The organism is Streptomyces sp. Root1304, assembly GCF_001426405.1.
Lineage (GTDB): Bacteria > Actinomycetota > Actinomycetes > Streptomycetales > Streptomycetaceae > Streptomyces.
Genome location: NZ_LMEP01000012.1, coordinates 1,212,201 through 1,225,615 on the forward strand (window position 1 = coordinate 1,212,201; position 13,415 = coordinate 1,225,615).

Here is a 13,415-nt window from a genome sequence, read left to right on the forward strand (position 1 = left end):
CCTTCGCCGAGCCCCTCACCCTTCACCCACGCACGCGTCGAGGAGACCCCCCAGATGTCAGCGGAGCACCCCACCCTTCCCCCCGTTCGGCTGCGTGCGGACGCGGAGCTGGCGCGGGACGCCCTGGCCGCCCCCCTCCTCGCCCACGCGGTGCGGCTCGCCCGCTGGGCCGGACCCGACACCCGGGTCGACGCGGGCGGCGAACTCGTCGACGAGCAGCTCCCCGAGGCCGTCGGGGTGCTGGGCCTCACCGACGACGAGGACGGCGAGCTGTGGGCGGGCGACGCCTGGCGGCTCGCCGTCGACACCGGCCTGGTCGACGTCCAGGACGGCACGGAGGGCACCGGGGACGAGGACGGCACCCCGGGGCGGGCCGCGCCCGGCGAGAACCTCGCGCTCGTCACCGGCGGTTCGCCGCAGGACGTCCTCGCGCTCTGGCTGGACGGCTTCGACGCGGTCTTCGGCGACGCCGTCGCCCCCGTCATCGACGACATCGACGCGATCGTCGGCGAGGACGGCGAGATCGACATCGAGGCGCTCGACTGGGACCCCGAGGCGGAGGCCGAGTTCCTGGAGGGCGTCCTCGGCAACCTCTACCTCCTGACCGTCAGCGACGGCGGACCCGGCGACGGTCCCGTACCGCTGCCGGCGCTCGCCGCGTCGATGGTCGTCCCCGACGACATGGGCGAACCCACCGACGACGTCCTGGAGCAGGTCTCCGACGCGATGATGCGCCTCGACGAGCAGTTCCGGCTGCTCGAACCGATCGGCCTCGTCGCCTACCAGCCCGTCGACGAGGCCCTGATGGCCGAGGAGGGTGAGGAGCCCGCGCCGCCCGTCGACGACGAGGACGTCACCCGTTACGGCATGGTCCGGCTCACCCCCCTCGGCCTCTACGGCGTCCGGGCCCGGATGCTGGAGGCCGGCGTGGACGCGCCCGCCGTCGGCGACCTCGCGGACAAGGGCGCCGACGCCCTCCTCGACGGGATCGCCCTCTACCCGGAGGCCGCGGCCCGCGAGGAGACCGCCGGCTGGCTGGCCGGGCGCGACGCGCTCGGCGCCGCCCGGGAGCTGCTGCACGCCGCGCGCGGCACGGACGCCGGCTCGCCGCTCCGCCGCCTCCACTGCCAGCAGACCCTGTCCCTGGTCGGCCCCGAGGCGGAGCCCGCCGTACGGGAGGTCCTGGACGACGCGGAACTCGGCGGCCTGGCGCGCGTCTGGCTCGCCGAGCGGGGTGCGGCGGACGTGCCCGCGCCGCCGGAGTCGATGATCTTCTGGCTGGCGATCGACACGATCGCGGCCCAGCTCGACGCGGACGGCGACCTGGAGGAGCTCCAGGAGCTGATCGAGGGTCTGGCGGGCCGCCACGGCGGCTTCTTCGAGGCGGCCTGGCGGGTGGAGCACCCGGCGACGGGCGAGGTCCTGGAGGCGATGGGCCGTCTGCACCGGGACAAGACGGTGGCGAAGGAGGCCCGCAAGGCGGCCTTCAAGGCGCGGTCGCGGTCGGGGGGCTGACGGGCCGGGACGCAGGGGCGGCCGGGGGGCGGTCGCACGGCGGGTCCGAGTGGCCGGCCGTACGAGGGCGCCGGGGGTCCGGCTCTACGAGGGTGCCGGGGGTCCGGCCGTACGGCAGCGCCGAGGGCCGGCCGGACGGCGACGCGCTGTTTCCGGTGGTCGTACGGCGGTGCCCGGCCTCCCACCGCCGTCCCGGCGTCGGCCGTTCGTCGCCTCGCGCCCCGCGGTGTTCCCGTGGAGTTCAGACGGCGTTCGCGGCGACACGGGAGGGTGGCCCGCGAGATCCGGCCACCACAGGGAGAACGCCACACCATGCCCCTCAACCGCAGAGAGTTCACCAAGCAGTCCGCCGTCGCCGGCGCGGGGCTCGCCCTCACCGGCGTCGTGGGGGCTCTCGCCACCGCGCCCGAGGCGCTCGCCTCCGACGAGCCCGAGGCGTACGGCTCCGGGCACGACCACGGCCACGGGCACGGCCACGGACACGACCACGGCCTCGGGTACGGAGAACTCGTCCCCGACCCCGAGGGGATGCTGGCCCTGCCGGCCGGGTTCTCGTACCGCGTCGTCACCCACAGCGGTGTGACCCGCCTGGAGTCCGGCGAGTTCACGCCCTCCAACCACGACGGCACCGCCGCCTTCGCCGGCCCGCGCGGCACCACGTACCTGGTCAACAACCACGAGCTCAAGGGCACCCGCGACAAGTGGGAGCACCCCGTCCCGCTGACCGAGGGCCTCGTCTACGACCCCGCCGCGGCCGGCGGCTGCACGGTCGTCGAGGTGCACCGCGACGGCACCGTCGCCGAGTGGGTCGGCGTCGCCGGCACCTCCACCAACTGCGCGGGCGGCCGCACCTCCTGGGGCACCTGGCTGACCGGCGAGGAGACCGAGGACCTGGCCGGCAAGAACGGCATGACCAAGGACCACGGCTACATCTTCGAGGTCGACCCGCGCGACCGTCGCGCCAACCTCGCCCCGAAGCCCGTCAAGGCCTTCGGCCGCTACGCCCACGAGGCCGTCGTCGTCGACCCCAAGCGCGGTCACGCCTACCTCACCGAGGACGCCTCCGGCCCCAACGGGCTGCTCTTCCGCTGGGTGCCGCCGCACGGCTTCGAGCACGGCCGCGGGAAGCTCCGTACCCTCGCCGACGACGCCGGTGTGCTCCAGGCCTTCAAGTGCACCGACTCCTCCGGCGTCTTCGTGGACGACCTCTCCCGGGCGACCCGGATCGGCACCGTCTACGGCGTGGACTGGGTCGACGTCCCCGACCGCGACGGCCGCACCATCCCCGTCCGCAAGCAGTTCACCGCCGGCCAGGTCACCCGCGCCCGCAAGCTGGAGGGCATGTGGTGGGCCGACGGCGGCACCTACTTCGTCTCCTCCTACGCCCGTGAGGAGAGCCCCGGCGCCGCGCACGACGGCCAGGTCTGGTTCTACGACCCGAAGCGCCGCACGCTCACCCTCAAGGTGCTGCTCGGCGTGAACGCGAACCCGGACGCGGACGGCGCCTTCGACGGCCCCGACAACATCACCGTCTCCCCGTACGGCGGGCTCGTCATCGCCGAGGACGGCGAGGGCGTCCAACACCTCTTCGGCGCGACCGACTCGGGCCGCACCTACCCGATCGCCCGCAACGACCTGAACGACAGCGAGTTCACCGGCGTCACCTTCTCGCCCGACGGCGACACGCTGTTCGCCAACATCCAGACCCCGGGCATCATGGTCGCGATCACCGGCCCCTGGCGCCGCCAGCCCCGCCGCTGACCCCTGGTCGGATCCATGGGCTGACATCTAACATGTCAGCCCATGGACGCACTACGGCCCGTGGGCCGGACCCTGTTGCGTGACCGGGCGTACGAGGCGCTGCGCGAGGCCATCGTGCGCGGCGACCTCGCCCCCGGCGCCCCGCTCAAGGACGCCGACCTCGCCGAACGGCTCGGGCTCTCGCGCGCACCCGTGCGCGAGGCCCTGGTCCGGCTCGGCGACGAGGGGCTCGTCGAGTCCAAGCCACAGAGCTACACGCGGGTCACCCGGCCGGTCAGCCGGGTCGTCAGGGACGCCGCCTCGGTGGTGCGGGTGATGCACGAACTCGCCGCGAGGACCGGCGTCCCGCTGCTCGGGCCCGAGGGCATCCGGGCCATGCGCGAGGCCAACGAGCGCTTCGCGGCGGCCGTCCGCGCCTCCGACGTGGAGGCCGCCCTCGCCGCCGACGACGCCCTGCACCAGGTGCTCGTCGTCGCCAGCGGCAACCACGCCGCCGCCGCCACCATCGCCCGCTACACCCCCCTGATCCGCCGGGTCGAGCGGCGGCTCTTCGGCGACGCCGGAAGCTGCGGCTCGGCCGAGCTGCACACCCGGCTCATCGACGCCTGCGAGGCGGGGGACGCGGCGGAGGCGGTACGGGTCACCACGGAGATATGGGCCGCCCTCGAACAGCTCGCGGACGACGCCATCGAGGTCGCCGAGGTCACGGGCATCACCGCGGCGGACGGGCGATCCGCCGGACCCCCCGCGCCGTAGCGCGCGTCCTGGAACGCCGACCAGCAGCCGTCACTCACCGGGAGCCGCTTTGCCGATCACCGATTTCGACCGCTACCCGCTCCTCTTCGGGCCCTCGCCGGTCCACCCCCTCGAACGGCTCACCCACCACCTCGGCGGCGCCACCCTGTGGGCCAAGCGCGAGGACTGCAACTCAGGTGTGGCGTACGGCGGGAACAAGACCCGCAAGCTGGAGTACCTGGTCGCGGACGCCCTCGCGCAGGGCTGCGACACCCTCGTCTCGATCGGCGGGGTCCAGTCCAACCACACCCGTCAGGTCGCCGCCGTCGCCGCCCGCGCCGGGCTCAAGTGCGTCCTGGTCCAGGAGAGCTGGGTGGACTGGCCGGACTCCGTCTACGACAAGGTCGGCAACATCCTGATCAGCCGGCTCGCGGGCGCCGACGTGCGCCTGGTGAAGGCCGGCTTCGGCATCGGCTTCAAGGAGAGCTGGGAGCAGGCCCTGCGGGAGGTCGAGGAGAACGGCGGCAAGCCGTACGCCATCCCGGCCGGCGCCTCCGACCACCGGCTCGGCGGTCTCGGCTTCGCGAACTGGGCGTACGAGGTGGCGGAGCAGGAGCGCGAGCTCGGTGTCCTCTTCGACACGATCGTGGTCTGCTCGGTGACCGGCTCCACCCAGGCCGGCATGGTCGCGGGCTTCGCCGCGCTGGCCGAGGAGGGCGGCCCGGCCCGCCGGATCCTCGGGATCGACGCCTCCGCGAAGCCCGGCCCGACCCATGAGCAGATCACCCGGATCGCCCGTGACACCGCCGCCCTGATCGGGGTCGAGCGCCCGGTGACGGCGGCCGACGTCGAGCTGGACGAGCGCTACCACGCCGGGGTGTACGGCCTCCCGGACGAGACGACCCTCGACGCGATGCGGCTGGCCGCCCGCACCGAGGGCATGGTCACCGACCCGGTGTACGAGGGGAAGTCGATGGCGGGTCTGGTCGACCTGGTGGACCGGGGGGAGATCGGCAGCGACTCGACCGTGCTCTACGCCCACCTCGGCGGCCAGCCCGCCCTCAACGCCTACAGCGCCCTGTTCTCGTAGCGGGGGAGCGGAGCCGGCCGCCCGGAGTGCCCGGGCGGCCGGCTCCGTCGTGTCCCGCCGGCTCAGAGGGCCTGGGCGGCCGGCTTCACCATGCCGCGGACGGTGCGGGACTTCACGAACTCGCCCATCGCCGTCATCTCCCACTCGCCGGAGAACTGCTTGATCAGCTTGGCCATCATCACGCCGGTCTGCGGCTCGGCGGTGGTCAGGTCGAAGCGGACCAGCTCCTCGCCCGTCGCCGCGTCGATCAGCCGGCAGTAGGCCTTGGCGACCTCGGTGAACTTCTGGCCGGAGAAGGAGTTGACCGTGAAGACCAGACCGGTGGTGTCGGCCGGCAGCCGGCCGAGGTCGACGACGATCACCTCGTCGTCGCCCGCGCCCTCGCCGGTGAGGTTGTCGCCGGAGTGCTTCACCGAGCCGTTCAGGATGGACAGCTTGCCGAAGTAGCAGCTGTCCAGGTGGTTGCGCTGCGGGCCGTACGCGATGACGGAGGCGTCCAGGTCGATGTCCTTGCCCCGGTACGCGGGCTCCCAGCCGAGGCCCATCTTGACCTGGGAGAGCAGCGGGCGGCCGCCCTTGACCAGGGACACCGTCTGGTTCTTCTGGAGGCTGACCCGGCCCTTGTCGAGGTTGATCTTGCCCGTGGAGACGGGGGCGGCGGCCGGGGGCGCGGGCGGCGGCGTGGAGGCGAGGATCCGGGGGTCGACGGGCGGCACCGGGGGCGCGAGCGGCGGGGCCGGCGGCGCGACCGGGGCGGGCGGGGCGACGGGCGCGGCCGGGGCGGCGGCGGGCTCCTCGTCCACCGAGACGCCGAAGTCCGTGGCGATGCCGGCCAGCCCGTTCGCGTAGCCCTGGCCGACGGCGCGGGCCTTCCACGCGCCGTTGCGCAGATAGATCTCGACGACGACGAGCGCCGTCTCGGTGGAGAGCTGCGGCGGGGTGAAGGTGGCGAGGACGCTGCCGTCGTCGGCGTTGCGCACGGTGGCGGTGGGCTCGATGCCCTGGAAGGTCTGGCCCGCGGCGTCCGGGCTCGCGGTGACGACGATCCTCTCGACGCCGGCCGGGACGGCGCCGGTGTCCACCAGGATCGCGTCGGGGGCGGCGCCGCCGCCGGAGCGGTAGGTGACGCCGGGGCCGGACGGCTGGTTGTAGAAGATGAAGTCGTCGTCCGAGCGCACCTTGCCGTTGGCGCCGAGCAGCAGGCCCGAGACGTCGAGCCGCACCGGGGCGGCGACGTCCACCGCCACGCGTGCGACGGTGAGAGGGATGTTCGAGCCGGGGGTCATTGCGGTCATGCCTGGGGTAACGAGCCGGGCGCCTTTGCCGTTCCCTTACCCTCCTCCGGTTCGGCCACTCCGGTGACCCGGCCGTCCGCCACCGGGGGCCGGTCCGGTCAGCGGCCGCCCTGGTTGCGGGGGTGGTTCCTGGCCTGCCGCTCGTTGCCGAAGCGGTACGAGCCCGTCCAGCGGGCCATGACCAGCTGGGCGTCCCCCGACTCGACCTCGGCGAGGAACTTCTCGGCGCGCCCGCCGCGCAGCACGCCCGCGGCGCGTCCGAGGTGCGTGAGGACGACGGAGCCGTCCCGGCGCCGCTCGTACGTGAATCCATGAGGTCGTGGCATGCCGGGCATCCTGCCGTTCCCGGCCAGATCCGTCATATGAATATTCTTTCGACCCATAGGTGCAGTGGGGGCGGAAGGGCTGGTGGAGCCCGTGGGGGCAGGGGGCGGGGTGGGCGCGGTGGACCCGGTGGGTGGGAGCTGTTTCCGGACACAGGACGTGGACGAGGCGCGCGAGGAGCTGGACGCCCGCTACTACGCGAACCGCATGGACGTCGTCGACCGTGAGCGGCGCCCCTTCGTGGCGCGCTTCGACACCGTCGCGCTCGGTCCGCTGGTGATCGGCGACCTGAGCTGCGGGGCAGATGTGCGGATGAGTTTCGGGGAGCTGGGCGCGTACCACCTGAACGCCCCGCTCAGCGGCACGATGGAGATGCGCCAGGGCGGGGCCCCGCTCGTCGCCACGCCCGGCGAGGCGCTGCTGCTCGACCCGGCGGGCGACACCTTCCTCGACCGCTGGAGCGGGGACTGCCGGACCCTCTCGGTGAAGATCGGGGCGGCCGCCCTGCGCGACCGGCTGGAGCGGCTGATCGGCCGGGCGCCCCGGAGCCCGCTGGTCCTGGGGACCGGCCTGGACATCACGCGCGGACCCGGGCTCAGCTGGGTGCGCTTCGCCCGCCAGGTCGCGGCCGAGGCGCTCGCCGGGGAAGGCCTGGCCCGGCACGAACTGGTGGCCGCGCCGCTCCAGGAGGCGCTGCTCAACGGGCTGCTGCTGGCCGCCGAGCACCCCTGGCGCGAGGCGCTGGCCCACCCGGGGGAGCCGCGCCGCCCGGCCCCCGTCAAACGCGTGATGGACGCGGTGCGGGAGCGCCCGGAGCACCCGTTCACGACCACCGAACTCGCCGATCTGGCCCGGGTGAGCGTGCGCCGCCTCCAGGAGTCGTTCCGGGAGTACGTGGGGATGTCCCCGATGGCGTACGTCCGTGAGGTCCGCCTCGACCGGGTCCGCGAGGAACTGCGGGCGGCGGCGCCGGACGGGGTGAGCGTGAGCGAGGTCGCCTGGCGCTGGGGCTTCGCCCACCAGGGACGCTTCGCGGCCCGCTACCGGGAGAAGTTCGGCGAGTCGCCGTCCCGCACCCTGCGCGCGTCCCGCTGAGCCGGGGCCGGGGCCGGGGCCGAGCCGGGGTCGGGGGCGCGTGCGGCGGGGTGCCCGTGCCTCCGTGCGCCAACCCACCGCGCATTCCGGACAGGTGCCGCGTTCCGCGGCTCGCGATGATCTTCGGCCGGGCCTACGGTGAACACGTCCGGTGCGCCAGCGCACCCGCGACCCGGGCCCCGGCCGGCTCCCCCGTATCAGTCCGGCCGGGTCCTGTGTATTTCCGCGCGGTCCGGTTCAGTGCGGCCACTGGGGCGGCGTCACGCAGAAGTGGCCGCCCAGGTAGAGGTCGTCGGCGCTGCCCTCCGGCGGGAAGCCCTTCTCCGCGATCACCTTCTCCGCATACGGCTCCGAGTCGTCCCGCGGCTCGTAGCCGAGCGCCCGCGCCGTGGAGAGGTCCCACCACGCGCGCGTGTTGGCGGAGGAGCCGTAGACCACGGTGTGGGCCACGTCCTGCGCGGTGAGGCAGGCGTGCAGCAGCCGGGCGCAGTCGGCGGGGCTGAGCCACATCGACAGCATCCGGACCGAGGTGGGCTCCGGGAAGCAGGAGCCGATGCGGACCGAGACGGTCTCGACGCCGTGCAGGTCCCAGTAGAGCTGTGCCAGGTCCTCGCCGAAGCACTTGGAGAGGCCGTAGAAGGTGTCCGGGCGGTGCGGGGTGCCGACCGGGACGAGCGGCTCGCCCTCGCGGGGCCGCGGGGTGAAGCCGATCGCGTGGTTGCTGGAGGCGAGGACCACCCGCCCGACGCCCTCCTCGCGTGCGGCCTCGTAGAGGTGGTACGTCCCCGCGATGTTGGCGGCCATGATCTTGTCGAAGCTCGACTCCAGGGAGATGCCCGCGAGATGCACGATCGCGTCGACGCCCCGGACCGCCTCGCGCAGCGCCGCGCGGTCCGCGAGGTCGGCCACGATCGCGTCCGGCGCCCCGGGCACGGGAGCGACGTCCAGGAGGCGGAGCTCGTAGCCGTACGGGGGCAGCAGCTCCCGCATCAGCGTGCCGACGCCCCCGGCGGCGCCGGTGAGCAGGACGGTGCGGGGGACGGACATGGGAACGCATCTCCTCCGTTGAGTGGCATTCACAACCGTGGACACGCTAGGGAGCGGCCCAACGGAGCGTCAAGGGTCGGCCGTGCGACGGCTTCTCTTCTTGACCCTTGTTCCGGGCTGATCTAGCGTGCGTCACGGAATCGTTCAAGAATATGGATGACAGTCAGAAATGTGCACAGCGGCTGTGCACGACGGACTTCCCTGGGAGCGCCCGTGACCACTGCACCGCTCGCCGGCCGGCTCGACGGCCTGCTGTTCTTCCCCGTGACCGCCTTCGCGCCCGACGGCTCCGTCGACCTCGACGTCTTCCGCGCCCATGTACGCGCGGGCGTGGACGCGGGCGCCGCCGCCGTCTTCGCCTGCTGTGGCACCGGTGAGTTCCACGCCCTCGCCCCCGAGGAGTTCCGGGACTGCGTCGCCGCCGCCGTCGAGGCGGCCGAGGGCCGTGTCCCCGTCGTCGCCGGCGCCGGATACGGCACCGCGCTCGCGATCCGGTACGCGCGCCTCGCCGAGGAGGCGGGCGCCGACGGACTCCTCGCCATGCCCCCGTACCTCGTCGTCGCCGACCAGGCCGGACTGCTCCGCCACTACACCGAACTCGCCGCCGCCACCTCGCTCGACGTCATCGTCTACCAGCGCGACAACGCGGTCCTCACCCCCGCCACCGCCGTCGCCCTCGCCCGCACCGACGGCGTCATCGGCATCAAGGACGGCCTCGGCGACCTCGGCCTCATGCAGCGGATCGTCAGCGCCGTCCGCGCCGAGGGCCTCGGCCTCCTCTACTTCAACGGCCTGCCGACCGCCGAACTCACCGGAGCCGCCTACCGGGGCATCGGCGTCACCCTCTACTCCTCCGCCGTCTTCTGCTTCGCCCCCGACATCGCCCTCGCCTACCACCGCGCCCTGGGTGGCGGCGACGAGGCCACCGTCGACCTGCTCGTCGATGTCTTCTACCGGCCCCTCGTCGAACTCCGCGACCGGGGCCGGGGATACGCCGTCTCGCTCGTCAAGGCGGCGGTGCGCCGGGGCGGCCTGGACGTCGGCGAGGTGCGGCCGCCGCTGAGCGAACCCGCCCCCGAGCACGTCGAGGAGCTCGCCCTGCTCGTCGAGCGCGCCCGCGCCCTCCTCAAGGAGGCCGGAAAGTGAGGACCGGAGCCTTCGTCTACCCCTGGGACGTCGACGGCGACCCCGCCGCCCCCGGACTCCTCGCCGGACTCGGCCTCGCGCAGGTCACGCTCGCCGCCGCCTACCACTCCACCCGCGCCCTCACCCCCCGCCACCCGGCCCACCGCGTCGTCACCGCCGAACACGCCGCCGTGCTCTACCTGCCGGACCCGGACCGCTGGGCGGGCCGCACGCTGCGCCCGTACCCGGCGGGTGACTGGGCCCCCGGCGACGCCTTCGGGCGGGCCGCCGACGCGCTCGCCGGCGCGGGCCTGGAGGTGCACAGCTGGGTCGTCCTCGCCCACAACTCCCGCCTCGGCGCCGAACATCCGGACACCTCCGTCGTCAACGCCTACGGCGACCGCTACCCCTGGGCCCCCTGCGTGGGCCGCCCCGAGGTCCGCGAACTGCTCGTCTCCCTGGCCGCCGAGGCCGCCGTACGGCCCGGCGCGGCCGGCACCGAACTGGAGTCCTGCGGCTGGTACGGCCTCGCCCATCTGCACGCCCACGACAAGACCGGCGGCGTCGCGCTGGGCGAGCGCGAGCAGTACCTGATGTCGCTCTGCTTCTGCTCCTCCTGCCGGGAGGGGTACGGGACCGGGGGCGCCGACCCCGAGGAGCTGGCCGCCGCCGTGCGGGCCGCCCTGGCACCCGTATGGGCGGGGACGGGCCCGGCGGGCGGCCTCGGCGCCCTGGAGGCCCCGGCCCTGGCCTGGCGCGCCGGGACGGCCCGCGCTTTCCAGGAGGCCGCCGTGGCCGCCGTGCGGGCCGCCGCCCCGCCCGGCTTCCGGGTCCTGCTGCACGCCGACCCCGACCCGTACCGCTGCGGCGCCGACACCGGCACCGACCCGGCGCACGTCCTCGGCCTCGCGGACGGGGTGGTCGCCCGGCCGCCCCGGGTCGCGCACTTCGCAGCCCATGCCGGCCCGGACACCGTCGTCGCCGCGAACCTGTCCGTCGTCACCGGCATGGGCGGCGCCCCGGACCGGCTGGCCGCCGACGCGGAGACGGCCCGCGCGGCGGGCGCGACCGAACTGCGGCTCTACCACGCCGGGCTGGCCTCGGACGAGGACCTGTCGGCGGTCCGGACGGCGCTGCGGAAGCTCGGCGCGGAGACCTCCGGCTAGGGCGTGTCGTCACACTCCTGTCGTTGCCCGCGGGGCAGACGGGAGTGTGACGGCAGGCCCTAGGGGGCGTCCGGAGTGCCCCTCGGGGCGGCCAGCAGCCGGGCGGTCGAGGCGCGGGTGTCGGCGACGTGGGCGCGGGCCAGGGTCTCCGCGGCGTCCTCGTCGCCGTCGCGGACGGCCTCGTAGAGCCGCTCGTGGGCCCCGCACATCGGTTCGGCGTCCGAGCGCGCCGAGGTGAGCCGGAAGAGCCGGCGCAGCCGGGAGTCGAGCGGAGCCATCAGGTCCACCAGGAGCGGGTTCCCGGAGAGTTCGACGATCCGGCGGTGGAAGTCGGCGTTGAGGGAGGCGGCCTCGCGGAGCCGTCCGGACTCCGCCGCCCTCCTGGCCCGCGCCGGCAGCCGCTCCAGGTCCCGCAGCCGGGCGGGGTCCGCGTGCCGTGCGGCCAGCCGCGCGGCCAGGCCCTCCAGGTTCTCCCGTACGTCGAAGAGGTGTTCGGCGTCCTCCGGGCCGAACTCCGCCACCACCGAACCCCGGCGCGGCTGCACCGAGAGGAAGCCCTCCGACTCCAGGCGCTGCATCGCCTCGCGCACCGGCACCCGCGAGACCCGCAGCTCGTCGGCGACCTCCCGCTCCACGAGCCGCATGCCGGCCGGGTATTCCGCCTCGATGATCCGCTCGCGCAGCTCCACGTAGACCCGCTCCCGCAGGGACACGGGGGCGTCCCCGGCGGCGGTGCCGCGGACGTCGGGGCGCTGGACGGTCATGGAGGCGGCTCCGGTCGGGGCGGGGAGGCGGGGAGCGGGGAGGGGGAGGGGGAGCGGGCGCGCGGGCGGCGGGGGCCGCGCTCCTGTGATCTTCGCAGACCCCCGCGCGCGGAGATCGCCGGGCGCGGGCGCGGCACGCGGAACCTCCGTCCCGGACATCATTGATCGACATTCGGTATACCAGATACCTTGGCGCCGCACCGCGCTCGCCAGGGGATCTCCGGCACGGCCCCTCCGAGTCCCGAGAACCCTGAAGGAGAAGTCATGGGCGAACCCACCGTCCTCACCGGGGCCACCCTCCCCGACGGCCGCACCGCCGACGTCCGTCTGGCGGACGGCCGGGTGAGCGCCGTCGAGGACCACGTCCCCGGCCGCCCCACCCCGCCCGGCGCCCTCGACCTCGGCGGCGCGCTCCTGCTGCCCGCCCTCGTCGACGGCCACGCCCACCTCGACAAGACCTTCCTCGGTGCCCCCTGGCGCCCGCACCGCGCCACCGCCACCCTGCGCGAGCAGATCGACGCCGAGCGCGCCTCCCGCCGTACCGAGGAGGTGCCCGTCGCCGTACGGGCCGCGGCCCTCGCCCGCCGGATGGTCTCCCTCGGCACCGGCCACGTCCGCTCCCACGTCGACGTCGACCCGGACACCGGCCTCGACCACCTGCACGCCCTCCTCGGCGTCCGCGAGGAGTTCCGCGACCGGCTCGGCATCCAGCTCGTCGCCTTCCCGCAGAGCGGGGTCGTCACCGCCCCCGGCGTCGCCGACCTCCTCGACGCGGCCCTCGCCGACGGGGCCGACCTCGTCGGCGGACTCGACCCGGTGGGCTTCGACGGCGACGCCGACGGCCAGCTCGACGTCGTCTTCGGCCTCGCCGAACGCCACGGCAAGGGCATCGACCTGCACCTCCACGACGGCGGCGTCACCGGCACCGCCCAGCTGCGGAACATCGCCGCCCGCACCGCCGCGCTCGGCCTCGGCGGCAAGGTCGCCGTCAGCCATGCCTACGCCCTCGGCGGCGTCGACGAGGCCGAACTCGACCGCACCGGTACGGCCCTCGCCGCCGCCGGGGTCGCCATCATGACCAACGGCCCCCGGGGCCCGATGCCCCCCGTCCTGCGGCTGCGCGAGCACGGCGTCCGGGTCTTCGCCGGCTCCGACAACATCCGCGACACCTGGTGGCCCTACGGCACCGCCGACATGCTCGAACGCGCCACGATCATCGGCCTGCGGGCCGGGCTCATGACCGACGCCGAACTGGGCGCCGCCGCCTCCCTCGTCACCGGCGAGGCCGCCGCCGCCCTCGGTCTCGACGGCCACGGCCTCGCCCCCGGCTGCCGCGCCGACCTCGTCGCCGTCGCCGCCGGCTCCGTCGCGGAGGCCGTCGCCTGCCACCCGCGCCGGCTGCTCGTGCTGCACGCCGGGCGGATCGTCGGCCCCTTCACCGACGACGACTACCCCGAGCCCGTCCCCTCCGCCGGAGGAGCCGGCTGAGCGCCGAGGT

12 protein-coding genes are annotated in these 13,415 nt (G+C 74.6%); 8 read left to right on the plus strand and 4 right to left on the minus strand.

What is annotated here, in order from left to right; genetic code table 11:
- Positions 1-54: 54 nt before the first annotated feature.
- The 4 genes from ASD33_RS18290 (at position 55) to ASD33_RS18305 (ending at position 5,101) form a co-directional block, all read left to right on the plus strand.
- A complete protein-coding gene (locus tag ASD33_RS18290; protein ID WP_056561095.1) occupies positions 55-1,515 on the plus strand; it encodes a hypothetical protein in 1,461 nt (486 codons plus the stop codon).
- Positions 1,516-1,827: 312 nt separating this feature from the next.
- Positions 1,828-3,276, plus strand: coding sequence for an alkaline phosphatase PhoX (locus ASD33_RS18295; protein ID WP_056561097.1), 1,449 nt, complete (start codon positions 1,828-1,830; stop codon positions 3,274-3,276).
- A 42-nt stretch (positions 3,277-3,318) separates the two neighbouring features.
- On the plus strand, positions 3,319-4,032 hold the full coding sequence (locus ASD33_RS18300) for a GntR family transcriptional regulator (RefSeq protein WP_056561099.1): 714 nt from the start codon (positions 3,319-3,321) through the stop codon (positions 4,030-4,032).
- Between the two features lie 49 nt (positions 4,033-4,081).
- On the plus strand, positions 4,082-5,101 hold the full coding sequence (locus ASD33_RS18305; RefSeq protein ID WP_056561102.1) for a 1-aminocyclopropane-1-carboxylate deaminase: 1,020 nt from the start codon (positions 4,082-4,084) through the stop codon (positions 5,099-5,101).
- 62 nt (positions 5,102-5,163) lie between these two features.
- Here ASD33_RS18305 and ASD33_RS18310 read toward each other — a convergent pair whose 3' ends face one another.
- Together ASD33_RS18310 and ASD33_RS18315 are read right to left on the minus strand one after the other, a co-directional pair.
- A complete protein-coding gene (locus ASD33_RS18310; protein WP_199863536.1) occupies positions 5,164-6,396 on the minus strand; it encodes a TerD family protein in 1,233 nt (410 codons plus the stop codon).
- A 98-nt stretch (positions 6,397-6,494) separates the two neighbouring features.
- A complete protein-coding gene (locus ASD33_RS18315) occupies positions 6,495-6,722 on the minus strand; it encodes a hypothetical protein (protein WP_079044859.1) in 228 nt (75 codons plus the stop codon).
- Positions 6,723-6,879: 157 nt separating this feature from the next.
- On the opposite strand from ASD33_RS18315, the gene ASD33_RS18320 reads away from it, so the two are divergent.
- Positions 6,880-7,815 carry an AraC family transcriptional regulator gene (locus ASD33_RS18320; protein ID WP_056561107.1) on the plus strand — a complete coding sequence of 312 codons (936 nt, stop codon included), beginning with the start codon at positions 6,880-6,882 and terminating at the stop codon, positions 7,813-7,815.
- A gap of 237 nt (positions 7,816-8,052) precedes the next feature.
- Here the strand turns inward: ASD33_RS18320 and ASD33_RS18325 are convergent, their stop codons facing one another.
- Entirely contained in the window at positions 8,053-8,862 is an 810-nt protein-coding gene (locus ASD33_RS18325) for an NAD(P)-dependent oxidoreductase (RefSeq protein ID WP_056561110.1), read from the minus strand.
- A gap of 213 nt (positions 8,863-9,075) precedes the next feature.
- On the opposite strand from ASD33_RS18325, the gene ASD33_RS18330 reads away from it, so the two are divergent.
- A complete protein-coding gene (locus tag ASD33_RS18330) occupies positions 9,076-10,008 on the plus strand; it encodes a 5-dehydro-4-deoxyglucarate dehydratase (RefSeq protein WP_056561114.1) in 933 nt (310 codons plus the stop codon).
- Positions 10,005-11,153 carry a hypothetical protein gene (locus ASD33_RS18335; protein WP_056561118.1) on the plus strand — a complete coding sequence of 383 codons (1,149 nt, stop codon included), beginning with the start codon at positions 10,005-10,007 and terminating at the stop codon, positions 11,151-11,153. The genes ASD33_RS18330 and ASD33_RS18335 overlap by 4 nt, the downstream gene beginning before the upstream one ends.
- Positions 11,154-11,212: 59 nt before the next feature.
- On the opposite strand, the gene ASD33_RS18340 is transcribed toward ASD33_RS18335, so the two are convergent.
- Complete coding sequence (locus tag ASD33_RS18340) at positions 11,213-11,917, minus strand: GntR family transcriptional regulator (protein ID WP_056561121.1); 705 nt, start codon at positions 11,915-11,917, stop codon at positions 11,213-11,215.
- 264 nt (positions 11,918-12,181) lie between these two features.
- Between ASD33_RS18340 and ASD33_RS18345 the strand changes: the two genes are divergently transcribed.
- Positions 12,182-13,405, plus strand: a complete 1,224-nt coding sequence (locus ASD33_RS18345; RefSeq protein WP_056561124.1) for an amidohydrolase — start codon at positions 12,182-12,184, stop codon at positions 13,403-13,405.
- Positions 13,406-13,415 lie beyond the last annotated feature (10 nt).